The following is a 24,333-nucleotide window of genomic DNA, read 5'->3' as shown; positions in this document are numbered from 1 at the left end:
AAAATTCCCTAAACAAAAAAAAGGCGGGGCATCCCTGCCCCGCCCAGTCACCTTCGGATCAAGCCCTTAATTCTTACTGAGGGATAAGCTCCTCTCGGGTCGCGAGAAGTTGTGGCAGGCGGCGCAATCCTTTTTCTTGCTTGACACATGACGTTTATGGACCTCGGCGAACGCACGATCACTGGCGCTCGTCTCGTTGCTATGGCACTGACTGCAGATATTGTCCAGATTGCCGTTCAGCGTGGTCCTGTTGGTGCTAACCACTACGCTCGTGGCGGTCCGTGGGCCATAACCCAGGCTGACCATATCCAACCGCGTCGGGCCTCCCGTGAGATCCTGGTGGCAGGAGCCACAGCCCTTGGTGGTCCCGCCCAGGGCATTGGCCTTGGGCTCCACCCCGTGGTTGATGGTCTGATAGGTAAAGACCGGGACCGTGGTCGTGCCCGAAGGCATCTCGAGACCGCCAGGGAGACCGTCGCACACCGTGCTCGTCTCCGCATTGGCCTCGTCAATGCCCAGGCCCACCGCCACCGCGCGACAGAAGCTGCCGGTGCGGAAGAACTCGAAGGTCGAGTGGGCAACCAGGGTGTTCTTACTGTCGTCGCGAGCCAACTTGCCCCAATGTTCCTTCATGGGATAGAGCTTGGCGCTGGCGCTTTTCACGTCGCCATTGGGCTGACCCAGGACATAGGTGGGATCACCGGGATTGAAGTTCCCGACAAAATTGGTCGCCACCGTAGCGTCCAGGGGCACCGTCGGCACGCCCGTGAGGGACTCATTCAGATAGGCGATCTCGCTGGTGCCATCGAACCATTCGTAGATAGGCGTGAGGGATGCCGTACCCAGACCACCCTTATCCTCCCGCGGCAGCCAACCGCCACGACCATTACAGGCGGAGTCGGACGGGTGCGGGTCCTGCCAGTCGCGAGCGATCTCGGTGCCCACCGCCGCCTTGGCGTAGGACGGGATGTGACAGGTCTGGCAGGCGACCTTCATGGCATGTTTGTCCTTGCTGGAGCCAGTGGTGTTGCTGAAGTCGCCGTGGGGGGTGCTGTTATGGCAACCACCCGTCTCGCAGGTGAAACGCCCGGGCACATCATTCGCCCGCAGATCCAGACCACGACCCCGTACCCGGTGACTCTCGCCATTGGGCCCGACCGCGTCGTGACAATCGGAACAGGTAAGGTCAGCGCCGGCCGGGCTCATGTGCATGTCCAGCGTCAGGCTCGGGTTAACGTTTTCCTTGGAGAGATCACCGCGCTTGGCACCGTCGGCACCCGCCGCCCCCGCATGGCAGTTGAGGCAGGACTGACGGGTCGTGGCATGGACATTCTGGGCCGCGGCCAGGGTGGTCAGGGTCATGGGTACCATAGGCACCGAGGCAGGTAGCGTGTCCTTACCAGCCGGCTTGAACAGGAAGTCACCGGCGGCGCTGACGTTCGGGATGCCCTGGAACCCCGTGCGGATCACGGCGTCGCCATCCGAGCGAATGAGTTTGCCGGTGGTGGGATCCGTGTCCAGGTTCAGCAGACTAAAATCACTGAAGCCCAGGCCAGCGGAAGTCCAATCGGGGAAGCGCTTGTAAACCTCCTGGTGACACATCAGGCAGTCGATATTCGCCAACTGGGTATGAGCCTCCACCGAAGTGGGAGCCAGCTTTTCGAAGAGGGATTGGGCCATCGGGAAGCGCCCGTTACCCACATGGCAGCCCGCGCAGGTGAAGCGCGGCGAGTTCTCATGGGTACCGCAGTAGGTGTTGACGCCAGTCGCCACCAGGTCACTCGCCGCCGCCTTGGCGGGCCGCTCACCGGCCGACTTGAAGTCCGACGGAATATTCGTCACGTTGGGGAAGGCCCCACCCTGCTGGTAATGGACGGATCCATGCATATCGCGCGCCTCGCCTTCGTGACAGGCGACGCACACCTCGGGCCCCGTGTAGGCGGTGATGCTGCAATGCTCCGGGATTGGCGAGGTGCAGGCCACCGCGGCGGTGATGGTCGCGGTGGTGGCGGACGCGGTCGAGGCCTTGCCCAAGTTGTCCGTGACCGTCAACGACACATTAAAGGTGCCGGCGGTCGCGTAGGCGTGACTCGGATTCGCGGTGGTGGCGCTGGCGCCGTCGCCGAAGGTCCAGGCATAGCTGGCGATGGTGCCATCGGTATCAGTGGAACCGGCGCTGCTGAAGCTGATGGCGGCGCCCGTCAGGCCGCTATAGGGCCCGTTGGCCTTGGCCGTCGGGGCCTGGTTGACCGGGGGCGCCGTGATGGTCGCGGTGGTGGCGGACGCGGTCGAGGCCTTGCCCAGGTTGTCCGTGACCGTCAACGACACATTAAAGGTGCCGGCGGTCGCGTAGGCGTGACTCGGATTCGCGGTGGTGGCGCTGGCGCCGTCCCCGAAGGTCCAGGCATAGCTGGCGATGGTGCCATCGGTATCAGTGGAACCGGCGCTGCTGAAGCTGATGGCCACGCCCGTGGTGCCGCTGTAGGGCCCATTGGCCTTGGCCGTCGGGGCCTGGTTGACCGGGGGCGCCGTGATGGTCGCGGTGGTGGCGGATGCGGTCGAGGCCTTGCCCAGGTTGTCCGTGACCGTCAACGACACGTTAAAGGTGCCGGCGGTCGCGTAGGCGTGACTCGGATTGGCGGTGGTGGCGCTGGTGCCGTCGCCGAAGGTCCAGGCATAGCTGGCGATGGTGCCATCGGTATCAGTGGAACCGGCGCTGCTGAAGCTGATGGCGGCGCCCGTCAGGCCGCTATAGGGCCCGTTGGCCTTGGCGGTGGGAGCGACGTTAGGCGCCGTGATGGTCGCGGTGGTGGCGGACGCGGTCGAGGCCTTGCCCAAGTTGTCCGTGACCGTCAACGACACATTAAAGGTGCCGGCGGTCGCGTAGGCGTGACTCGGATTCGCGGTGGTGGCGCTGGCGCCGTCGCCGAAGGTCCAGGCATAGCTGGCGATGGTGCCATCGGTATCAGTGGAACCGGCGCTGCTGAAGCTGATGGCCACGCCCGTGGTGCCGCTGTAGGGCCCATTGGCCTTGGCCGTCGGGGCCTGGTTGACCGGGGGCGCCGTGATGGTCGCGGTGGTGGCGGACGCGGTCGAGGCCTTGCCCAGGTTGTCCGTGACCGTCAACGACACATTAAAGGTGCCGGCGGTCGCGTAGGCGTGACTCGGATTCGCGGTGGTGGCGCTGGCGCCGTCCCCGAAGGTCCAGGCATAGCTGGCGATGGTGCCATCGGTATCAGTGGAACCGGCGCTGCTGAAGCTGATGGCGGCGCCCGTCAGGCCGCTATAGGGCCCGTTGGCCTTGGCCGTCGGGGCCTGGTTGGTCGGCGTAGGGGCCTTGGGGGAACAGGTGGACGGGGTATTGCTCACGGCACGATCGATGTAATTGCCGTCCGGCGTCAGGGCGCGCACCGCACAGGGCACCGGGCTCGGCCTGTATTTTCTGATGGACCAGTCGCCGTCGTCTTCGGCCTCGTCCGAACCCAATACCTGGGATGGGTTGTAGGCATTGACCAGCTTGACCCTAACATCGGCCGGCGCGTTGCCCGTGGCGCGCAGACGTCGTTCTCTGTTGTTCCAAGAGGCACTGTCAATGCTCAAGGCGATGGCCGCGCTGGGCGCGACGCCATCATTGTCGGCGGCCTCGACCTGGGCAAAACCAGCCAGGGCAAAGCCCGCTATGAGCAGTCCGAGACCCAAGCGACGCCCTAGAGGTCGTCGCGGTGGCGATTCCTGAGCGGGGTCGGGAAGGTGGCGCTCGTGGCGCCATGATTGGGGGGTGGTCATCTGCCTCTCCTTTGGGGTGGGCTGTGGATCATTGGTCGCGAAGGCGGTTACCGCCAACTGCATGATCACAGTACAACCGGGAGGCTTAAGAAAACCTTAAGTTCAGTTCCTCAAAACAATTTGCTTTATATGAAGCTTGAAAGCGGGAAGACAAGGGCCCCCCCCAAGTGCCTGCCCATCCGCCCCCCTCGGTTCAACCGCCGTCCCCGGCGGAGACGGGCTCTTCGAGGAGAGACTCGACCCGCCCCAAGGCCTCGGCCCCGTCCCACTCCAGGGGTCCCAGCCCGACATACCGCAAGCGGCCCTGGCGGTCGATCAGGGCGCTGGTGGGCAGGCCCTTGCCACCCCAGGCGTGAAAGGTCCCACCCTCGGCGTCCAGCAGGACCGGGAAACCGAGCCCCATTTGCTCCACACTCCGGGTCGCTCGCCGCTGGGTCTCCGCCACGTTGACGCCAACGACAACGAAGCCGCGACCCCGCATCCGCTCCTCCAGGCGCTGGATCCCCGGCATCTCCGCCACGCAGGGTTGGCACCAACTGGCCCAGAAGTTGAGCAGGATCACCTGACCACGCCAGTCGGCGAGGCGATGCATAGCCCCGCCCAGGTCTGGCAGTTCCAAGGCGGGGGCGTCCCTGGCTTCCAGGGGGCGCAACTCTCCGGCCCAACAGGGTAGGGCCAGACTGACGGCCAGAACCAGGCCGAGGGTTATCAGGCGTTGGGCGTTAGGCATGGCTAGTTCCTCCAGAGATTAGAGCGAGCCAAAAAAACGGGCCCCGCCCGGTTGCCCGGGTGGGGCCCAAGTGCGCGGCATCTGCCAGATGCCGTCGCGCCTACCTAGGAAAGTTGTTGGATTACTGCCCGAAGCTCTTGCTCACGCTGTGGCAGAGGCCGCAGCTCACCGGATCGCCGGCCAGCAGGGTACGGTTGGTCCCCTCCACACTGAAGCTGCGATCGACAGGGGTACGCGACAGGACGGTACCCAGGTGATCCGCCCCGTGGCAGGCCCCGCAGGTCCCGCCCCCCGTCTTGCCGTTCTCGGCCTTGGCCATGTCCTTGTGCGACTGCTTCCAGAAGCGGCTATCGTTGACCAGGTGCATGCCGTGCGGGCCGCCCTGGGTGCTGGCGGACATGGCACTGGTGGTGTGGCAGGTGCTGCACTCACTCACGGTTCCGGAATGGCCTTGGAGTTGGTTGCCGGTGACGTTGTCGTTCTGCAAGGGCGAACTGTCGGCGTCCCACTCCGCATGAGTCGCCCCATGGCAGCCCTCGCACATGACCCCACCATGACCCGTGCTGACGCGGTAAAGTTTCTGGTTGCCGGCCCCCGGGTTGGCAAAGCCATTGAAGCTCGCGGCGATGGTATTCTCCGCGAAGCGCTTGTTGGCCGGAACGATGGGCTTGGCATTGGCGTCGTTGTTGAGATAGGCGCGGATCAGGCGGATACCGTCGGCATTGCCGTTGGTGTCGTAGCCATTGACCGCGGTCCCAGCGGCGGTAGCCATGTTGCTGGTGGCATCCCCCGTGTGGCAAGACCCGCAGCCGGGCTCGTTGGCCCAGGGCACGCGTTTGGTCAGGTCGGCCCCGGCCGGGAAGGGCTGGGCGGCGGTGACGTTGGCAGTGAAGTCGTTACCAACCTGGGCCAGTTCTCCGTGACAGTCCTGACAGACCATGCCGCCGTCGGCCATGGCCCCACGCATGCACTTGGTGTTGGTACCGGGATGGCACTGGTAACAGGTCTGTTCGAGCACGGCCTCGCGGGCGGCCTGGTTGCCGGGCAGGCCGGTGGCGGCGCTGTCGGCGGTCGGGGCGGGCATGGCCGGAAACAGCGTGGTCTGTTTCGAGTGGGCCATGTGCAGGACGCGGGAGTTACTCTTCTGGATGCGCTGCACCCGACCGTTAGCGGCGGCATCCGGGTTGGCCGCATCACCACCGAGGGGGCCGAACTGGGCCAGGTCCAGGGCCGGGGTGTAGTGGCAGACCTGACAGACCACCGACTTGCCCTGGTCGAGCGCCCGATTAGTCAGGCAGTTGGCGTTACCGTTGGGGGTGGCGGAGGTGATGCCGTTACAGGCGGTGACCGCACCCGTGGTATCGCGGTAGGCCGCACCGTGCATGACGTCATGTAGACGCAGGACGTTGATGTCGGTGGCGTACTCCACGCTCACGGCGATAGGCACATCCGTCCCCTCAAGGGGGTCGGCCAGACTGCTCGCCACCGGCAGTCCAGCGGCGATCAGCTTGGCATTGGCCGCGCCCGGGTGCAGGCTGTCGGGCACATCCACCGGGTCGCCGTGACAGTTTTTGCAACTGGCCTCGCCGGAAATTGGCAGGACGGTATCGACGGTGGCCAGTACGGTCCCGGTATTGTTCTTGGCCTGGACCCGCACCAGCGGGTAGGGATTCTCACGCCCGAAGTCATCGAAGGCGGCGAACGGCACACCGGCCCCTTCGAACCAGTTCACGCCGTTGGCCACATAGCCGAAGGGGAAGTTGACGAAGAAGGGCTTGTCGCCGTAGTGCTCCTCCGCCGTTTGAGCGGCGTTGGCCAGGTAGGGGTTGGCGATACCGGGCATGGCATGCTGGACGGCGGAGAGAAATTCATCCCCACTGTTGACCAGCCCATCGGGGCCTATATAAAGATCCTCGACGTTGGGCACCGGCAGGCTGTCGTCCGCGTTGTTGGCCGGGTTGTTGGGATCGTAGAAGCTGGCCAGCACGCCTGGGGGGTAGAAGGGGTCGTAGGCGTTGAAGGCGACCGACCAGAAGTTGGTCTTGAAGACTTCGCCGCTGCCGGTCAGGCCGGTGAAGGGATAGCCGGTGCCCGGATCCAGCGGTTTGCCGAGGATCGGGTCATTGGCGTTGGAGGCGGCGGTGTAGGTCACACTGGCCTGGGTTTTGTCGAGAATGACGGGCTTGGCCCCCTTCTGAATGACCTGAGCGAGCAGGACCTGGAAAGGCGGCAGGATGCTGGAGACGCGGGTGTCTAGATCTCCGCAGTGCATGCCGAGATCGTTGATGGCGACCACCTGATAGCCGGTAGTGCCGGTTCCGGCGGTAGGGCTCAGGGAATTGGCGCTCTTCGGCTTGGGACCCTCGGTCACGGCGCCGACGGTGTAGGGGTCCACACCCACATCCAGCGCGTTCTGGCTGGTGGAGTTGATGGAGACGTGGGGGGCCTGGGGCGCCACGGTCAGGCTAAGCGCTGCGGTGGTACCGACATTGCCGGCCGCGTCGTAGGCCTTGGCGGTCCAGTTATGGCTAGTTCCGGCATCGCTGGCGACGATGGACCAGTTGTAGCTGTAGGGAGTGCTGGTATCGGTCCCCTGGAGCGTGGCCCCGTCGTAAAACTCGACCTTGGTGACACCGACGTTATCGGTAGCGGTGGCATTGACGGGCACGATGCCCGGGGCGTGGTAGGGCCCGGGGGTCGGGGTGGAGATGGACACGTTTGGCTTCGTGGTATCGCCCGCCGGGGTGGTGGCGTTGACAGTGCTGGAGTAGGCGCTCAAGTTGGCCGCCGCATCCGCCGCCCGTACCCGGTAGCGGTAGGTGGTGCCGGCGGTGAGGCCGGTGTTGCTGTAGCTGGCGGTGGTCGGGGTGGCGATCTGGGCGAAGTTGGTACAGGACGCACCGGTGCAGCGCTCGACACGGTAGCCGGTGACCGCGACGTTATCCGTCGAGGCGGACCAGGCCAGGTTGACCTGGGTGGCACCGGCGAGCGTGGCGGTGAGACCCCCGGGGACCGTCGGGGCCTTGGTATCCCGGACCGTGACCGTGGACGTACAGGTCGCGCTGGTGCCCCCTCGGGTCAGCTTCAGGCTGGTGGTGGAGGCCCCGGCATTGGCATAGCTGACGCTGCGGGTGGCGCTGGTGCTGCTGGCGGGGTTGCCGCCCGGGAAGGTCCAGGCGTAGGTCGGCGACCTCGAGAAACCGCTGTAAGTGGCGGACCAGGAAACGCTCCCGGCCATGTTGATAGTCGGGTTGCTGGGCGAGATGGTACAGGATGCCGCCGAGCCTACGGCCGGCCACGCCAACGCCAGCCCAATGGATAGTGCCACCCCCAAGGGGATGGAGTTGCTTCGAACCAAGCCAGCCATGGACAGCTCGAGACCCAAGCCATGCTGCGCCTTGGATGGTCCTGGGGGGGCTTGATCGGAGCTAAGGGAGTAGCGCTTGTGGCGCCGTGGTTGGGGGTTGGTCATCTGCCTCTCCTCTTGGGTGGGCTGTGGATCATTATTCTTGGCGGCGGTTACCGCCACATGCATGGTCACAGTACAACCGGGAGGCTTAAGAAAACCTTAAGACCCTTTTTCCACGACACCCAAGGGGGCTGAGGGCCGGGAGTCGGAAGACAAGGGGAAGCGCACCTCAACCGCCAGGCCCACCCCCTCCGCCCCTTCCCGCAACTCGATTCCCAGACCGTACATGGTGCAGATGCGCCGTACAATGGAGAGCCCCAGACCCGCCCCTCCCTGGGATTGACCAGGCTGGCGATAGAAGCGGTCGAAGACCCGCTCCCTGTTGGCGGGTGGGATGCCAGGGCCGGAGTCGGTCACCCGCAGCAGGAGCCAGCCCCGCTCCGGTACTAATGCCACCTGGACCCAGCCCCGCGGCGGCGTGTACTTGACCCCGTTCTCCACGAGATTGCCGACCAGAGTGCCCAGCACCTCCCCAGGCACCGCGACCACGCTGTAGAGACCCTCGGGTACCAGGGCGGTCAGGCTGATCGACCGGCTCTGCGCGGCGGCCTGCTGGTGCGCCACGGCCCGGCTAACGGCCCCCGCGAGGGATGAGACACCCTGCTCCACCTGCTGAGACTCGCCCTGGAGCCGGGCTAGAATCAGGAGTTGGGCGATCAGGCGGGTCGCCCGGTCCACCCCCAGGATCAGGTTATCGAGGGCTTGGCGACGTTCGGCGGGATCGCCGCTGCGCTGGGCGATTTGGGCGTGCGTGCGGATGATTGCGAAGGGGGTGCGCAATTCATGGGAGGCATCGGCGGCAAAGCGCCGCTCCATGGCCAGCGCCTCGTCGAGCCGCTCCATGAGGCCATTGAGGGCCTCGGTGAGCGGGCGGATCTCCACTGGGACACCCTCCCCGTCGATCGGCCCCAAACGATCCGCCGAGCGGCGGGTAATACTTCTGGCAAGGCGGTACAGGGGGCCAAGACCGTCACTCACCGCCAGCCAGATCAGCAGCATACTGAGCGGCAGGGACCAGAGGATGGGCTTCAAGGCGTGAATGGTCAGATAATCAACCAACTCCTTGCGGATCGAATAATCCTGGGCCACGAACAGGACCTCGTCGGGGCGGGTGCCTGGCAGCCCGAAAACCCGCCAGGAGGTACCCGCCAGCACCTGGTCCGAAAATCCCATCGTCTGCGCCAAGGGCGCGGATGGCGCCGCGCCGAAGCTCGCCTTCAGATGGTCCCCCTGCCAGCGTTGGAAGCTCAGCTTCGCCTCGTAGGGGTGACCCACCGTGGACAAGGCCTGGGGGGCCGCGATCATCCCGGACGGAGGCCCACCGGAACTGAGATTACGTAGGACATGGGCGGTTTGGGCCATCTGGGCATCCAGGAGTTCGTCAACCTCATGACCGGAGCGTTCGAAGGCGACCATGGCCACCGCGGCCCAGACCGCGATCCAAAGGCCAAACAGGGACAGCATCAGTCGTTGCCGGATGGAGTTCAAGACGTCGGCTCCGAGACCAGTTGGTAACCAAAGCCTCGTACCGTCAGGACCCGTTCCTTCCCAAGCTTGCGCCGCAGATTATGGATGTGGACCTCCAGTGAATTACTCTCCACCTCGCCCTGCCAGCCCTGAGTGCTGGCCTCCAGGCGGGCCCGGAGCACCACCCGGTCGGGGTGAGAGATCAGGACCTCAAGCAGGTCGAACTCCCGGGGTGACAAGGTCAGGGTTTGCCCAGCCAGGGTCACAACCCGCGCGGTGGCGTCCAGGGTCAGGTCTCCCGCGCTGCACAGAGGCGCGGGACGACCCCAACCGCGCCTCGCGAGGGCGCGCAGCCGGGCACTTAATTCGTCCAGGTCGCAGGGCTTGACCAGATAGTCATCGGCACCCGCATTGAGTCCAGCGACCTTCTCCGCGACGGAATCCCGGGCGGTGAGTATCAACACCGGCAAGGTTGAACCCTCCTGCCGTAACTCCCGCAACAGCGAGAGACCGTCCTGCCCTGGCAACCCCAGGTCGAGTACCAGCAGGTCAAAGTGCTCGAGACGCAGGGCATGCAGGGCAGGCTCGGCGGCGGTCAGCCAGTCCGCCGCAAAGCCATCTTGACCGAGTCCGGTCACCAGTCCCGCCCCCAGCAGAGGGTCATCTTCGACGATGAGTACGCGCATCTTTCCCCAACAAGCTATCAGACAGAAATATTGCCAGGTAAGGCTTGGATTTAGGGTGTTAGCCCAACGAAGAATGGATGCCTGTCTTGCGGTTTTGGCTACTTGCCAGTAGATCCCTGTCCGCACCGGCTGACTCAAGCCAGGAGGAAAAATTCGAAACCCATGACCCGACAGCCAACTGTTGAACCTTGGAGGGAATATAGGGTGTTTATGGATCCAACTCAATCGCCCTAGGCCCCAGAGGCGCCCTGGCGGCCTAGGCGCACAGACGGCGAGTCGGCGCCTTTCCACGAAAGGTCCCAACCCTATCAACCGCCCAACCAAGAGGTTATCGGCATCCTAACTGGGAACCCTGGCCGATAGCTGGGTGCGATTGAGCCCCATCAATCCACCGCCCGCACCCGCAAGCCGGCCCGCCCAAGGCGCGCTAGAAGCCCATCTTCTCCCGGCAGGTGCAGGGCGCCGATGGCGATAAAACAGCCGCCCGCGCGTAGATAGGCGTCCAGACGCGCCGCCATGCGCAGGTTGCGATCATCCAGGGCCGCGCGCCGGAAATTTTCCGCTAGCCCGGGGTCGCCCTGGCCCAGGTACTCGTCGCCGAGGCGCGCTAAAGCGGTGAGATCCCGATCGAGATAGGCCGAGAGGATGCGCTCAAAGATCAGGGGCAGCTGGTGCCGGGTGTCCAGAGTCTCCTTCAGCATGAGGATTTGATCCTCCTCGCCCAGGCTATCGAAGACCGCGACTTGCTCCTCGATGGTCTCCAGGCCGATCACCTCCTTACCCGTGGCCAGGGCCGTCCGGTAGAGGTGGATATCGAGGAATTCACCCGTCCGGGCCGGAGGCAGGCCCAGGAGGGTGGCGGCCGCCCAGGGCTTGAGGCCCCGGATCGCCGCCTCGGGCAGGCCCAACTCGGCCGCGGCCTCGACCAGGCGCCCGTAGAGCGGCGCCCCGGCCACCCGCGCCAGGTCGCGGTCATCCCCGTAGACCATGATTTGCATAGAGCGGGCGAGCGCCTGGGCATCCGGGATCATCTCCAGGATAAAGACAGGGCTCCCCTCGAAGGCGTCCCGCGTCGCGGGCGACAGTGCCAGCACCCGCGGGTCCTCGCTATGGAGGGTGCCGAAGAGATAGCAGGGAGGCGCCGCGGGCGTGCTGATTTCGAACAGGAGGGCGCGCTCACCCCCAGCGGCGGTGAACAGCAGCAGCCACAGGGCCAACCCGGCCAGGCGGGCCAGGCGGGCCAGGGGCTTGGGAACCGGATTCACTGGATTTGTCATCGCGCCACCCTCTCCATCCCTCTCCAGGCGGACACTATAGGAGTTTTTCGGTTTTCAGGGTCGGGTCGGGTGGCGGCGGTTGGGGGACGCCGTGAAGACCTCCCGGTAGGCTTGATGACAGCATCCCGGCGAGGCCGACCGCAAAGGCCTTTGCAATTAAGGGCGCTACTCTTATTCTGTGCCCATGAACGAACTAGAACAGCTTCACACCATTGCCCGGCGCTTTCGCGGCTTCCTGCCGGTGGTGGTGGACGTGGAAACCGCCGGCTTCGACCCCCAGCGCCATGCCCTGCTGGAGATCGCCGCCAGCGTCATCCGCATGGACGAGCGTGGGCACGTCTTCCCCGGGGCCACCCTTTCCTGCCACGTCCTGCCCTTTCTCGGCTCGGAGATCGACCCGCGCGCCCTTGCCTTCACCGGCATCGACCCCCTTCACCCCTTCCGCGACGCCGTGCCCGAACAGGAGGCGCTGAACCGCATCCTGCTGCCCATCCGCAAGGCAGTCAAAAGCAGCGGCTGCAACCGGGCCATCCTGGTCGGCCACAACGCCGCCTTCGACCTCGGCTTCCTCAAGGCGGCGGTGGAGCGCAACAGCTTCAAGAACAGCCCCTTTCATTCCTTCAGCGTCTTCGACACCGTCTCCCTGGCGGGGCTGGTCTTTGGCCAGACCGTACTGGCCCGCGCCGCTCAGGTCGCCGGCCTAGGCTGGAACAATAGCAAGGCCCACGCCGCCATCTATGACGTGGAGCAGACCGCCAAGCTGTTCTGCCAGATCGTCAATCGCTGGCGGGAACTGGACCCAGTGCGGATCTGGGAAGCCGGCCCGCCCGGGCCACAGGGCCCGGACCCTGATTTTCGCGATTAATCCCCACCCGCCAGCAGCGGAGCCCTTAGCCACCATGACGACCCCACCGCCGAGCGCCCCGAGCATCGATCCCGACGAGGTCGCCTACTATGAGAAGCTGGCCCACCGCTGGTGGGATGCAAACGGACCTTTTTGGCCCCTGCACCGGCTTAATGGCTTCCGCGTCGGCTACCTGCGCGATCGCCTCTCCCAGGCCTTTGGCACCGATCCCACTAGCGAGCGGTCCCTGGCGGGCCTTCGGCTGCTGGATATCGGCTGCGGCGGCGGCATCCTGAGCGAGTCCCTGGCACGCCTCGGCGCCCAGGTCACGGGGATCGACGTGGTGAGCAAGAATATCCGGGTCGCCGAAATTCACGCCCAGGAGAGCGGCCTGGCTCCAGACTACCGGCTGACGAGCGCGGAGGCCCTCGCGGACAGTGGCGCCCAGTTCGATGCCGTGCTCAACATGGAGGTCGTGGAGCACGTGAAAGACCTGCCGGCCTTCCTGTCGGTCTGCGGCACCCTGGTCCGACCGGGGGGCCTCATGGTGGTGGCCACCATCAACCGGACCTGGGCGGCGTTCCTGATCGCCATCCTGGGCGCGGAATATATCCTGGGCTGGATGCCGAAGGGCACTCACCACTGGCGAAAACTCGTCAAGCCCTCCGAGGTCACCGCCGGCCTCGGCGCGCCCTTCGCCCTCCTCCATCGCACCGGCGTGCGTATCAACCCCTTTAACCGCAGCTTCCATTACAGCCGCTATCTGGGCGTCAACTACATGTTGCTGCTGCGCAAGGACCCGGGTCCGGAAACCGTTCGTCCCGACGGGCGCTAGCCGCTACGTCACGGTTCAAAAACAACCGGTACATCCGTAAGTCGGATTAGCGCAGCCTACGCCGACTCCGGGCAAGCCTTGCGCCGCTTGTTTCTGAACCCTCCCTAAGCGGCGACAGCAGGGCATCCCGATGGCCCACCCGGATATGCAAAAGTCCGGCGGCGATGTGTGCCTGGCGACGCTCGTGCCAGCGGCAGATCTCCTCGTCCAGGCCCCTTGACTCAGGCCCGGCGGGCACCTGCTCCCGGGCGGCGACCGCCCAGCCGGCGACCAGGGCCGACTGGAGCTCCGGCTCGTCTGGCCCCAGTACCCAATCACTGTCAGCCGCTTCCAGGGCGAAGCCTAGACCCGCCGCCAATTCCGCCAGCCGGGCGGGGGCGGAGGGCCCGAGGGCGGGACCACCCAGCCCCTTATCGCGGTTTTGATGAGCGTTGACCAGGGCGATCAGGGTCCCGTCGTGGGGGTGGTCGGGGGACAAGTCGATCCGGCCGTCATAGGTGAGGGCCAGGTAGAGGTGGGAGCGACTCCTGGCGCAGGCCCGCAGCAGGCCGGCGAGCCAGTCCGCCGCGACCAGATCCAACAGGGCGGAGGCGACCACCAGGGTACCCGGGCCCAGAAGCAGGGACTCCGACCCCCGGGCCAGATCCCGGTCCAGGGTCCTGACCCGGCAGTGGGGACCCGAGGCCGGGACACCCTGGGCACCCTGGATGATTAGCCCCTCGCCCTGGACAATGGCCGTGAGGTTCCGGCCTCTGGCCCAGTCCGCGGTGCGGTGAGTCAGATCGGCCAGCAGCCTCCGGTCCCTATCCACGCAGATCCAGTCCTGACATGCCCAGGGGCCGGCGTCTGGCTCGAGGCCCAGACGAGGGGCCAGGTAACGAAGATTAGCCCCGGTGCCACAGCCCAGATCAAGAATACGCAGGGGCTGAGCGACCTCGGCGCCCGGGGGGTGGTTGAATGCCGTGAGAAGCGCCAGCAGGCTCCGCAGCAGGCGATCGGAACGGGCACGGCTATCCACCGGCTCCCGCAGGGCCAGCCAGGCGGTGCTGAAATCACCCATCTCGCGCCACCTCCGGGATGACCATCCCGACCACCTGCTGGGTCATCTCGTCATGGGCAGGGCTGCTGTTCAGCCGGATTTCCCCGAGAACCCGCCGGGCCCCCTCTTGGGTAGCCGCCTTTGCTTCTTGCTCGGCTTGCCCCACAGCCTCCTCAAGGGCGGTGGCGAAGGCGGCGACGGCATCCTGCCAGGTCGGCAAACACAAGCCGGCGGCCCGGGCACCCTTGGCCAGACGGCCCCGCAGGGCTGGATCGACCAGCAACTGGCGTAGCGCCTGCCCCAAGGCCAGCGGATCATCCGCCGGCACCAGCAGCCCCGCCTCCGGGGGGACCGTCTCGCCGCTGGCCCCGGCGCGGGTGGCCAGGATCGGCAGGCCGCGCGCCAGGGCCTCGGCGAAGGCCATGCCGTAGCCCTCGAAGCGGGAGGGCAGGACGAACAGATCCGCCCCCCCAAAGCAGTCCTCCAGTTCCTCCTCGCCAAGGGCACCCAGGAGGCTCACCCGCCCAGCCAGCCCAAGTTCATCCCGCAGCCGGATCAGGCCCGCGGCCCAGGCGGGGTTCCGGTCCAGGCTGCCGACGCAGTCCAGGTGCCAGGACTCTTCCCGCAGCCCCGCCAGGGCACGCAGCAGCAGGTCATGCCCCTTGCGGGGGGTGAGGGAGGCGACGCAGAGCAGACGCAAGGTCCCGGACCCCGAGCCCTGGGCGGTGGGGGCCGGGTCCGTCCCCGGCTCCACCACCCGCAGCCGGCTCGGGGGCACCCCCCAGCCGGCGAGCAGGGCGGCAGTGAAACGACTGGTCACCAGGATCAGCCGCGCCTGGGCCAGGGCAAGGACCTCGGCGTCACGCAGAGTGGCGGCCCGCTCTGGAGACAACCCCGCCTCCAACGCCAGGGGATGATGCACCAGGGCCACCAGACGTAACCGCCGCCCCTCGGCCTCCGCCAGTTCAGGGAGGACACCGTAGGCGAGCCCGTCCACCAAGACCAGGCCGTCGTCCGGAATGGCCGCGAGGACTTGCCGCGCCTGCTCCCTGGCCGCTGGGGTCGGTGCCGGAAAGCTGGCGTCCAGGGTGCGGTACGCCACCTCCCAGCCCAGACCGGCCAAGCCGGCCAGGATGCGCCGGTCATAGCGGTAACCGCCGGCGGGGGTGTCGAGATCGCCGGGAACCAGGGCCCAGAGCCGCCGCCCGTCGGACCCCGGGGGGTTCGGCGGGCTCAGGCGGACAACTCCGACTCGTAAGCGGCCCAGGCCAGGTGAGACTCGCGCAGCACCACCCGCAGGGACTGGATGCCCCGCGCCGACGCCCCCAGCTCCCCGGCGGCCAGACTGGCCGCCACCCCCTCAAAAATCCGCCGCGCCATGAATTCGGTGGTGGTGTTCTGGCCCTGGAGATCCGGGTGCTCGTCCAGATTGCGGTAGTCCAGGTCGGCGAGGACGGCGCGCAGGGCCTGGCTCGCCAGACCGATGTCCACCACCAGGTTGTCTGCGTCCAGGCTGGGCCGGCGCAGCTCCAGATCCACCACATAGGTGGCCCCGTGCAGCCGCTGGGCCGGCCCGAAGACGGCGCCGCGAAAACTGTGGGCGATCATGACGTGATCGCGAACGCTGAGGCTGTACATGATCGGATTCCCTTAGTCAGTCGTAACGGATGCGGTGCATCAGGGTGTCGCCGGGGTCGCGAGCCAGTCGGGCCTGAATCTCCGGCAGTTGGGTGAAGGCATCCTCGCCGGTGATGAGCCCATCAAGGGCCGGGTCCGTCAAGAGGGACAGGGCCAGCCCCATCCGGCGGCGAAAATCCCAGCGCGCCCGCTGGGCGGTGGCGATGCTACCCACCTGGGATGAACGCAGGGTCAGCCGGCGGCGGTGGAAGGCAGCCCCCAAGGGCAGCGCCACCTCCCGGGTGCCATACCAGGACAGCTCCAGCACCGTCGCCTCGAAACCCGCCAGGCGCAGCCCTAGGGCGAGGCCGGCGGCGGAGCCGCTGGCATGGATCACCCGATCCACCTCCGGGGTCGCCGAGACCGGGGCGGCGAAGGCCACCCCTAGGGCGGCGGCGATGCCGGCCCGCCGCGGGTTAGTATCGATGAGCTCGACCTGGCAACCTGGGATGCGACCGGCGAGCCAGGCCACCAGGCAACCCAGGGTCCCGCCCCCGATGACGGCGATGCGGTCCCCCACCCGAGGGGCAGCGTCCCAGAGGCCATTGATGGCGGTCTCCAGGTTGGCGGCCAGCACGGCGCGGCCCGGTGGCACCCCCTCCGGGAGGAAATGGAGCGCCGCGGCCGGGACCCGGTAACGGGTCTGGTGAGGGTAAAGGCAGAAGACCCGCCGCCCGCGCAGGTCCGCCGGGCCGGACTCCACTAGCCCCACGCTGCAGTAGCCATACTTGACCGGACCGGGGAAATCGCCCGCCTGAAAGGGGGCGCGCATGGTCTCAAACTCACTGGGCGGCACCTCGCCCCGAAAGACCAGGGACTCGGTGCCCCGGCTGATGCCGCTGTAGAGGGTCCGGACCTGGGCATCGCCAGGCTCGAGCCCAGGCAAGGTCTCGGTGCAGATCCCGCCCTGGCCGGGGGCGAGGAGCCAATAGGCCTCCGCCGCCAGGGTCGTGGCCTCCGTCCAGGGTTCGGCGTTACCGAGGGGGAGGCTAGGAGGAGCCATGATCGAGCCGGGTCAGGCGCTGGGGGGATGGTGCTGGGCTGATCGGCATGGTCCTGTCTCCCGAAAGACGCGATTCTATACCCAACACACCCGTGTTTTGGGTTTGGTATAGTCGCTCAGCAATTCTAAATTTGCCGCCGTTGTCCGGGTGATCGACACTTGGGCGGCGAGCGCGCTGGCTGCAGGGCCTCCAGCATGAAGTCAAAGAGGTGATCCCCGGAGGTAAAGGGCATGTACAGGGTGAGCGCGCGCAGGTGTTCGAAGAAAGTGCGCCGCGAGGGTAGGTGCCGGCGGATCGTGCGATAGCGTTGGTCGAGCAGATCGAGCACGCTATGGGTAAGGAAGGCCAGCAGCATCAGGCTTGCCAGCAGCGAGGACAGGTGCTGTTTGCCGTGGCTGTAGTTGTGCTCGAAGTTGTAGCCCTTGGTCTTGAGGGTATTGTTGTTCTCGTTCTCGATCTTCCAGCGACTGCGCCCTCGGCGACGAGCGCGACGACGTTCTCTCGGGTGACCGGCACCGAACTGGCCCAGGCGTTGCGGTAGAGCACGTTGCCCGCGGCATCGGTGGTCGTCAGCTCGCAACCAACCGACCTTCAGGGCATCGTCGCCGTTGCGCAACGGCAGCTCATTGAGCCAGCGATAGGTCTCGGTGAGGCGCTGCTTGCCCGTCCAGCGTGTTTTCACCAGGGTCGGCACCGCGCCGATGCGCTCGAAGTCCGCGACCCATTCATACAGCAGCGTGTGCGACGGTGGCAGGCAGACGAACAAAAACGCACAGTCCGGCGCGAGCACCTGCTCGCTGAACGGCTGATGACAGTACAGATCGTCGCCCAGGAGCGTGGTGTGCCACGGCGCGATACGTGCACCCCACTGCTGCAGCCAGCGCGTCGCAGCATTGAGTTCGCAGTCCTGCTTGGCCTGCCCGTCTTGCGGGCGCACGAATGCCGGTGGCAAGGCAAAGACCTGCACTTGCCCTGGGGCGACGATCACCGGGGTGACGGCAACATGGTCATACTGGGTTTTGCCGTTACTCAGCTGCGCGTAGAGCAGTGCTCGCAGTGGATCGACTCGGAGCTGTGGTACTGGGTCCCGTCGAGCGCCATCAGCAGGCGTGCGTCGACGCCGCGGTGCGATGCCAAGGCGCCGTGCCGGTGCAGCGCCTCGATGAGTTCGAAGAACACCGGCGCGAGATGATCCGCCGAGTTCGGGCCGAGCAGATTGCCGATCTGCTGCGTGCTCGGGATCTGATGCACGCCGAACAGCGAGCTGGCGTTGTTCTCCCCGAGCTCTTCCTACATGCGCCGCCGGTAATCCAGAAACGACGGACTCTGCAGGAAAAACGCCGAGAAGGCACTCAGCGCGGCGTCGCCGATGGCATAAGACTGGTTGTTGCCGCCCTTACGGTGATCAGGCAAGTCAAACAACGCCTCACGAATCCGCTTCACCAAGCCGGTGACCGTGAACACGTCTGGCGCAGGATCACTCTGGGCAACGGCAGGCTTGAGGACCAACGGAATCACCAGTAGCTTCTCAGAAGTCCCTCATAACATAATGGTCTTAAATTTAGAACTGCTGATAGTCGCTGGGGGAGGTAGTGCGCCAGATCTGGATAGCACAGCTTACAGGGGCTTGTCTTAACGACTGTTTTCCGAGCCCGTTTCCACGTCTGGACCACTACCCCCGAATGCAGGAGGGACAGTCTGACACCCGGCCAGGATCAACCCCACCAGGAGTCCAGCGACAGGGCCTATGGTGTCAAGCGACACCAGGTATTGACCCCCTGGCGACACGAAAAATTGCCCCCCTAGCTGGGCATCGCGGTGGTGGTTTCGTGGTTGATGGGGCTCAGACGGACGAGGCCCGAGCGACGTTTCTCGCGCAGGCGATAGCTCTCCCCGCGGAGGGTGAGGACGTGGCGGTGGTGGAGCAGGCGGTCGAGGATGGCGGTGGCCACCACTGGGTCGCCAAAGACCTCGCCCCACTCGGTAACGTGGCGGTTGCTGGTGACCAGCAGACTGCCGCGCTCGTAGCGGCGTGAGACGAGGTTGGAAGAACAGGTGCGCGGCGCTGGCCTCAAAGGGCAGATAGCCCAACTCGTCGACGATCAGGAGCTTGGGCTTGGCGTAGATGGCCAGCCGCTCCTCTAGGCGGCCCTCGTTGTGGGCCTTGACCAGGGAGGTCATCAGGGCCGCGGCGGTGGCGAACAGCACGAAACGGAGAGCGAGACCCCAGGCGAGCCTGTCGCAGGCGTCGCGGCCGCACACCATCCTGCCGCGTCACTTCGACGTGGTCGCGGTGGCATTAGCGGGCCTGGACACCAGCTCCGCCAACAGCAGGCCATCCTGCGGGCTGAGTTGGTGATCGCCGGCCATCACCCGAATGCTGGCCCGCCCATTCAGAGCGGGCACCCGGCGGAGGTCCTGACTGGGTGCCGGCACGACCTGGTCGCCCGCCAGCCCGTATGCGGCGCCGCGAACCACTGCGATATAAACGATGTCGGGGTGCGGGCGAGCATTGAGCGAGTACAGGAGGTTACCGGGCACCGGCGGGGCGAGGTCCGCGAGGACCCCGCGCGAAGCCTGCACGGTGCGATACAGGTCGTCTCCCACCTTGCGTTTTACGAACCAGCGCTTGATCCCGCCGAACAGCCCGCTGTCGTCGGTCGCATCCAGCGCCTCCGAGGCGCGCTCGGTGCCCCTGTGGGGAGCGGCGACGGTGATCAGACGGGTGACCGTGCCCGCGCCGTAGTTCACCAGTGCGAGCCGGGCCACGACGCCGCCGGCCGAATGCCCGATGAGGTCGACCGTGTCCGTCGGGTGCCGCTGCGCGATGGCTCCCAGCATCCCGCCGAGCAAGCGCGCCTGTTCCATCAGTTGGGCGGTGGAGGGCAGGTCGACAGTGTAGACCGCGAATTCCCCTGCGGGTGGCCCGACCGGCTCCAGCCGGACGCCGGCCCGGGTCGACTGCCAGTTGCCGGCTGCTTTCCAGCCGGCCTGCTCCAACACCGGCAAGACTCCGTTCTGCCGCCAGGAAGCAGAATCTCCCAGGTAGCCGTGCACCAGCACCAGGATGCGCCCAGCGCTGGCAGGGCTGGCGAACACCAGTCCGAGCGCGCAACACAGGGCCAGCCACCAACGACCACACCAGCGCTTCATGCCGATTCCGCCGGGTTGGTCGGGAGGCAAGTGCCTTCGATCTCGATGCTGACTCGGTCGCCGGTCGCGAAGCGCACTGGGGATTGGCGCGGGAAGCCTACCCCGGCGGGGGTCCTGGGGGGTCAAGGTGCCGGCGCGCAGAGTCGTGTCGCAGCTTGGCTGCGCGATCCGGTCTGCGGCAGTGACGACCATGGTAGGACCTCCTAAAGGGACCTGTGCGATGGAGAGGGGGAAGGGACTTTGGGAACCGAATGGGACAACCCCAGTCGGAATCACCTCGGCAGTCCGGGGCAGCGCCGGCCAGGCCATCACCCTATACGCAAACGCTAACACCCCCGATCGAAGCACTGGGAGGGCTTTGGTTTGACGGCCATTTACAAGCGTACCTACCAAGGTAAGCCGCTGGCCGCATGATGTTGGGGCCATTTCAGCGCAACGGTACTCGTTGCCTGCCGCAGGACGCAGCGGGGGTTTCGATGGCGCCGAGCGGGGCTTCGTGTCCAGCGGCTGCCCGGTGTTCTGTGCGGCGTTTGCTACTTGTCGCCCTTAGCCGCGTCCTGGATTTTCTCTCCAGCCTTTTCGACCTTCTCTCCGGCCCTCTCTGTCGCCCTGTCGACTCCCTTGCCCATCTGTTCCCCTGGGCCTTCCTGCTTCTGGCAGCCGGGTAGTGCCACAAGCAACGCGCTCAGGACGAACGCTGTGCCGACGGTCGTGTTGAGTTTCGAAAATTTCATCATTTATACCTCGTGGTGATCCGCTCGCCCGGAGACGAAAGCGACTTTATCGGTCCCGCTCGCAGCGGGATCAGGGCGATGAGCAACTGCGATGTACCGGCCTGGTCGGTCAGGCGCGTCGCAATGCCATCATCATTTGGGCTTACTCACTTCGTGGCCGATGATGCCGCCAACGGCAGCAGCGCCGACGGTTCCAACTGCGCTGCCGTTGGTAAGGATAGCGCCCCCGACGGCTTCGCTGTGACACCCCGACGCTATGGAAATCCGAGGATTCCGTCTGTTCGGTGACACACATAGGTCCCACCGGCAATCCTCGACACACAGGACATGCCCTCAGCCTTCCCCGGTCCAGGCCTACGACCCTTCGGCACACGGCCGGAGGATCCTTTCCAAAGAAACGGCAACGCTCATCGAAGCCCACAACTGCGAGCGACAAACGCGCCCCCCGCCCCGTGGGGCATCCCTGGCCCGCAAAGGACCTTGTCTCTTCCGCCGCTCTCTCTAGCCCCTGTTCAACGTGCGTTGCCGCACCGAAAGCCCCTGGTCTTGCGTGTACTATTTAGATTGAGCGATGGAAACCGTCATTCCAGGCTCAAGTCATCGCCATCGTGGCCATGGCTGACCTCACCCTCGGAGACTCACCATGAACAAAGGCCAGGTCAAGGGACGCATTGAAGAAGCGAAAGGCAAAGTCAAGGAAGTCACCGGCAAGGTCGTCGGCAACAAGGAGATGGAGGTGGAAGGAAATATCCAAAAGAACATCGGCAAGGTCCAGGCGGGCGTGGGGGACCTCAAGGAAGATGTCAAAGACGCGCTCTAACGCCTGAGACGGCCCGATTCTGACGTAACAATCCACCGGCAACCCCAGGCACGTTGGAATTAAAGCAGGGCTGGAGGGCTGGAGGGCTGGAGGGCTTCCGGTGCATCGCTGGCTGGCGGGCAAGCTGAAGGGACGCGTCGGCCTGTCGGCGGGGATCATTACCCTGCTGGTACCTGTCCTGCTCGCCGGCCCGCTGGTGAGCCCCGGCGCGGCATTCGTGGATCAGGTCGCAGGCCTGATCACACACCTGCAAGAGCAGCCCCTGCGCTTCGATGCCAGTCTGCTCACGCAGATGGAGCGGTACCCAGGCATTGGCGGCCTAGCCGAATGGCTGCGCCAGCACCTCACCGCCACGACCGAACAGCTCCAGGGCTGGCTGGTCAGCGCTGCTCAGGCGCCGCTCACGTCTGTGGCGGCCACGGGCGGCAACTTCCTGCTCGGCGCCATGGGCACGGTCGTCGACCTTTTCGTGATGCTGTTCCTTCTGTTCTTTCTGCTGCGCGACGGCCGCCATATGCTCGGCCGCACGGTCCGTCTGGTGCCGATGGAACGGCCTTGATCATAACTCCGCTCACCCCCGTCACGCCGCCACCAGCGTCAGGGCAGACTGCTTGTCCGGTCGCGGTCGTCGTCGCCGCGCTGGCGGCGGCAGGTCGACGTGTGGCAGCACTTGGTCAAACAGCGCCGGGTGAGCCCGCCCGAAGAAGCGTTCGGCCGCGGTGGTGCCGTCAGGGCGACGGACATAAAAGATATGCAGCGCCGTCAGGGCCGCCAGCTTGCGGTCGCTCAAACGGTGACCGCCGTGATGATAAAGCGACAGGTGGCCGTTGCGCCCCTCCACACCGGAACTGCTGCGTTGGAACAGGTCGGCACAGCCCGCGGCGACCGCCTCGAGGTGGGCACGGCGTGCGGGTGCCAGGGCCTGCAGCGGATGCGTTGGTTGACGCAGGGGTTCGAGCAACTGCGCGCTCAGCGCCGTGAGACGATGACGATCCGCGGCGTGGGTGCTCCGCCCCGCGACCCGCTCCAGATAGAGGGCCGGAATCAACTGGGTCAGAACCGCTTGCTCCAGGTCGGGAGCCAGGCCCAGGGCGTCGACCCGGGTCTGGACGGTCGCCCAGAAGCAGGCCAGGGTGGCCAGCCACGGGACGGTCAGGCGCTGCGCCTTGGCGAGGTGTTCGCGTGCCCGCGTGGGCAAGTCGGCCGCGTCGGCCAGGTCCGCCAGACGCGCCAACACGTCCGCGAAGCGGGCGGCGACGCGCGCCACGGATTGTCCCGCTCCGCTCACGAGGTCATAGGGGTGATACAAGCGGCCCCGTTCCTGGATCTGCTCACCGGCCAGCGCTTGTCGCGCCACGGCCTGGGTCTGCGCGTCTTCGGCGCGGATCAGGCCCGTCACGGCCGCGTCGATCTGCACGCCAAAGGCCGGGGGGCGGCCGCGGGGACGCGGCGACTGGGCGTAATAGGCCCGCTCGGCGGCCTGCGCCGCGTCCACCTGCGCCTGGGCGGTGGCGAGGTCGCCGGTCGCCTGTCGGACGTCGCGGGCCAGATGCAGGCGGGTCGCTTGCGACACCTCATGCTGGCCATGAAAGAGGTCGGCGGCATGGTGGGCGCCGAGGTCGTGCTCCACGTGGTGCCGTAACGCCTTCGCGGCGTCGCTGGTGCCTTGGATCACGGTCACCGGCAACCCGTCCAGGGCCGTCGTCAGCGCCTGCGTCCAGGTCGCGGCCGTGCGATCAGGTACGTACTGTTCCAGCAGAATGAAATTCGATACCGGCTCGATAGCGACCAGGCAGATGTCAGGATGGAAGGTTTCGTCCTCACAGACCGTCACCGTCTGCGGCAACATCCCGACCGCGAGCGCCGCGCGCTGTGCCTGCGCCTGCTAGACCACGGCGTCCTGCAACGGCACGCTCAGCGCGTACTGGCTGCCATAGGCGGCGCCGACCACCGCCGACAAGCCGCTCAGCTCCAGGAACTCGCACGCCAGGCGCACCCCGGCGCCCGCCCGCAGGGTGATGATCAGATGCATCACCACCACTTATTGATGCAGCCAGCGCGCCCCCGCCGGGTTGGCCAGGCAGGCCGCGACCTCCGCCGGCAGCCCGGCCGGTGCCGATGCCGCGCACCCGTCGCGCAGCGTGCGGCGTGCGACCCCCAACGGGGCCGCTACCTGGCGCAGGGGTTGTCCCTGCGCCAACCGGTCCGCGGCGACGCTGAGCTGTTCCGCCCGCTCCAGGCGCGAACGTGCTTCACCGTGCACCACCGCTCGCCAGCCAACCACAGCCGACTGGCGAACCCCGGGCCTCTGGGCTAAAGTCAATCGTGGCAGGATCTTCGGACATCGTTCACTACCCTGGTTTAGTTCGCGCTTCCAAGGGTATGAGCGTTCGGAGATCCTGCCAACCTCGCCGATGCCTATAACCGGGCACAGCACTCGGTCTTGGGCGGAATTGTGATCAAGGCCGCGCTGGGATGGAGCGGTTGATGTCACTGAGGATTTGTACGGTGATCTTCCTCCTTGATCGCGACGGTCCGGTGAGTCGTACCCGCTTTCGTTTGAAGGTATCGCCCGAGAGGAAGAGAAAGAAAACCAAGAACAGCACCATGGTGGCCTGGACAATATATCCTAGGGCCCCCTTGGACCCTGCCCACAGGAAGTTTCCCGTCCTGAACACGGACGGATCGTCGATGACGATGGTTGTACCGCCCACTCCCCTGCGGCGATTGGTCGACCGTTTGGCGATACGGCAGGCGTTACGGGCGCCCGTTGCGGATATCCTGGTTCTGAATCGCCGGCGGAGGTCCGCTG

At 66.0% G+C, this 24,333-nt stretch carries 16 protein-coding genes and 3 pseudogenes; 4 read left to right on the top strand and 15 right to left on the bottom strand.

Features of this window, described 5'->3' with window-relative positions:
• Nucleotides 1-66: 66 nt before the first annotated feature.
• From IPN92_12115 to IPN92_12090, 6 genes are all read right to left on the bottom strand, one after another.
• A complete protein-coding gene (locus IPN92_12115; protein ID MBK8638970.1) occupies nt 67-3,786 on the bottom strand; it encodes a PKD domain-containing protein in 3,720 nt (1,239 codons plus the stop codon).
• Between the two features lie 193 nt (nt 3,787-3,979).
• Nucleotides 3,980-4,516 (bottom strand): TlpA family protein disulfide reductase, encoded by a 537-nt coding sequence (locus IPN92_12110; GenBank protein ID MBK8638969.1) that lies wholly within the window; start codon nt 4,514-4,516, stop codon nt 3,980-3,982.
• Between the two features lie 121 nt (nt 4,517-4,637).
• A complete protein-coding gene (locus tag IPN92_12105) occupies nt 4,638-7,988 on the bottom strand; it encodes a fibronectin type III domain-containing protein (GenBank protein MBK8638968.1) in 3,351 nt (1,116 codons plus the stop codon).
• Between the two features lie 96 nt (nt 7,989-8,084).
• Nucleotides 8,085-9,473, bottom strand: coding sequence for a two-component sensor histidine kinase (locus IPN92_12100; GenBank protein MBK8638967.1), 1,389 nt, complete (start codon nt 9,471-9,473; stop codon nt 8,085-8,087).
• Nucleotides 9,470-10,138, bottom strand: coding sequence for a response regulator (locus IPN92_12095; GenBank protein MBK8638966.1), 669 nt, complete (start codon nt 10,136-10,138; stop codon nt 9,470-9,472). Before IPN92_12095 ends, IPN92_12100 begins: the two co-directional genes overlap by 4 nt.
• Before the next feature lie 383 nt (nt 10,139-10,521).
• Complete coding sequence (locus IPN92_12090; GenBank protein ID MBK8638965.1) at nt 10,522-11,415, bottom strand: TraB/GumN family protein; 894 nt, start codon at nt 11,413-11,415, stop codon at nt 10,522-10,524.
• Between the two features lie 184 nt (nt 11,416-11,599).
• Here IPN92_12090 and rnt point away from each other — a divergent pair, with 184 nt between their 5' ends.
• Both rnt and ubiG read left to right on the top strand, forming a co-directional pair.
• Nucleotides 11,600-12,280 (top strand): ribonuclease T, encoded by a 681-nt coding sequence (gene rnt, locus IPN92_12085; GenBank protein ID MBK8638964.1) that lies wholly within the window; start codon nt 11,600-11,602, stop codon nt 12,278-12,280.
• Nucleotides 12,281-12,314: 34 nt separating this feature from the next.
• Nucleotides 12,315-13,094 carry a bifunctional 2-polyprenyl-6-hydroxyphenol methylase/3-demethylubiquinol 3-O-methyltransferase UbiG gene (gene ubiG, locus IPN92_12080; GenBank protein ID MBK8638963.1) on the top strand — a complete coding sequence of 260 codons (780 nt, stop codon included), beginning with the start codon at nt 12,315-12,317 and terminating at the stop codon, nt 13,092-13,094.
• 46 nt (nt 13,095-13,140) lie between these two features.
• Here the strand turns inward: ubiG and IPN92_12075 are convergent, their stop codons facing one another.
• The 8 genes and pseudogenes from IPN92_12075 to IPN92_12040 form a co-directional block, all read right to left on the bottom strand.
• Entirely contained in the window at nt 13,141-14,154 is a 1,014-nt protein-coding gene (locus IPN92_12075; protein MBK8638962.1) for a class I SAM-dependent methyltransferase, read from the bottom strand.
• On the bottom strand, nt 14,147-15,370 hold the full coding sequence (locus IPN92_12070) for a glycosyltransferase family 4 protein (protein ID MBK8638961.1): 1,224 nt from the start codon (nt 15,368-15,370) through the stop codon (nt 14,147-14,149). The genes IPN92_12075 and IPN92_12070 overlap by 8 nt, the downstream gene beginning before the upstream one ends.
• The gene (locus IPN92_12065) at nt 15,367-15,771 is read right to left on the bottom strand and encodes a 6-carboxytetrahydropterin synthase (GenBank protein MBK8638960.1); all 405 of its coding nucleotides are present in this window, start codon (nt 15,769-15,771) and stop codon (nt 15,367-15,369) included. Before IPN92_12065 ends, IPN92_12070 begins: the two co-directional genes overlap by 4 nt.
• Before the next feature lie 16 nt (nt 15,772-15,787).
• The gene (locus IPN92_12060) at nt 15,788-16,756 is read right to left on the bottom strand and encodes a zinc-binding alcohol dehydrogenase (GenBank protein MBK8638959.1); all 969 of its coding nucleotides are present in this window, start codon (nt 16,754-16,756) and stop codon (nt 15,788-15,790) included.
• 182 nt (nt 16,757-16,938) lie between these two features.
• Nucleotides 16,939-18,260: pseudogene (locus IPN92_12055) on the bottom strand (ISNCY family transposase).
• A gap of 356 nt (nt 18,261-18,616) precedes the next feature.
• Nucleotides 18,617-19,022: pseudogene (locus tag IPN92_12050) on the bottom strand (ATP-binding protein).
• 66 nt (nt 19,023-19,088) lie between these two features.
• Nucleotides 19,089-19,967 (bottom strand): alpha/beta fold hydrolase, encoded by an 879-nt coding sequence (locus IPN92_12045; GenBank protein MBK8638958.1) that lies wholly within the window; start codon nt 19,965-19,967, stop codon nt 19,089-19,091.
• Nucleotides 19,968-20,500: 533 nt separating this feature from the next.
• Nucleotides 20,501-20,704, bottom strand: a complete 204-nt coding sequence (locus IPN92_12040) for a hypothetical protein (protein MBK8638957.1) — start codon at nt 20,702-20,704, stop codon at nt 20,501-20,503.
• Nucleotides 20,705-21,344: 640 nt separating this feature from the next.
• Here IPN92_12040 and IPN92_12035 point away from each other — a divergent pair.
• Entirely contained in the window at nt 21,345-21,521 is a 177-nt protein-coding gene (locus tag IPN92_12035) for a CsbD family protein (GenBank protein MBK8638956.1), read from the top strand.
• Nucleotides 21,522-21,579: 58 nt separating this feature from the next.
• A complete protein-coding gene (locus IPN92_12030) occupies nt 21,580-22,080 on the top strand; it encodes an AI-2E family transporter (protein MBK8638955.1) in 501 nt (166 codons plus the stop codon).
• Between the two features lie 21 nt (nt 22,081-22,101).
• Here the strand turns inward: IPN92_12030 and IPN92_12025 are convergent.
• Nucleotides 22,102-23,784: pseudogene (locus IPN92_12025) on the bottom strand (hypothetical protein).
• Nucleotides 23,785-24,333: the final 549 nt, after the last annotated feature.

The organism is Chromatiaceae bacterium, assembly GCA_016714645.1.
In the GTDB taxonomy this organism is placed as follows: Bacteria; Pseudomonadota; Gammaproteobacteria; order Chromatiales; family Chromatiaceae; genus M0108.
This window is presented reverse-complemented; position numbering and strand designations above follow the sequence as displayed.

Excerpts from the sequence above, each read along its gene's own strand:
- IPN92_12115 (MBK8638970.1), bottom strand. The coding sequence starts at position 3,786 with ATGACCACCCCCCAATCATGGCGCCACGAGCGCCACCTTCCCGACCCC.
- rnt (MBK8638964.1), top strand. The coding sequence starts at position 11,600 with ATGAACGAACTAGAACAGCTTCACACCATTGCCCGGCGCTTTCGCGGC.
- IPN92_12110 (MBK8638969.1), bottom strand. The coding sequence starts at position 4,516 with ATGCCTAACGCCCAACGCCTGATAACCCTCGGCCTGGTTCTGGCCGTC.
- IPN92_12095 (MBK8638966.1), bottom strand. The coding sequence starts at position 10,138 with ATGCGCGTACTCATCGTCGAAGATGACCCTCTGCTGGGGGCGGGACTG.
- IPN92_12065 (MBK8638960.1), bottom strand. The coding sequence starts at position 15,771 with ATGTACAGCCTCAGCGTTCGCGATCACGTCATGATCGCCCACAGTTTT.
- IPN92_12045 (MBK8638958.1), bottom strand. The coding sequence starts at position 19,967 with ATGAAGCGCTGGTGTGGTCGTTGGTGGCTGGCCCTGTGTTGCGCGCTC.
- IPN92_12075 (MBK8638962.1), bottom strand. The coding sequence starts at position 14,154 with ATGGGTGATTTCAGCACCGCCTGGCTGGCCCTGCGGGAGCCGGTGGAT.
- IPN92_12035 (MBK8638956.1), top strand. The coding sequence starts at position 21,345 with ATGAACAAAGGCCAGGTCAAGGGACGCATTGAAGAAGCGAAAGGCAAA.
- IPN92_12105 (MBK8638968.1), bottom strand. The coding sequence starts at position 7,988 with ATGACCAACCCCCAACCACGGCGCCACAAGCGCTACTCCCTTAGCTCC.
- IPN92_12090 (MBK8638965.1), bottom strand. The coding sequence starts at position 11,415 with ATGACAAATCCAGTGAATCCGGTTCCCAAGCCCCTGGCCCGCCTGGCC.
- IPN92_12040 (MBK8638957.1), bottom strand. The coding sequence starts at position 20,704 with ATGATGAAATTTTCGAAACTCAACACGACCGTCGGCACAGCGTTCGTC.
- ubiG (MBK8638963.1), top strand. The coding sequence starts at position 12,315 with ATGACGACCCCACCGCCGAGCGCCCCGAGCATCGATCCCGACGAGGTC.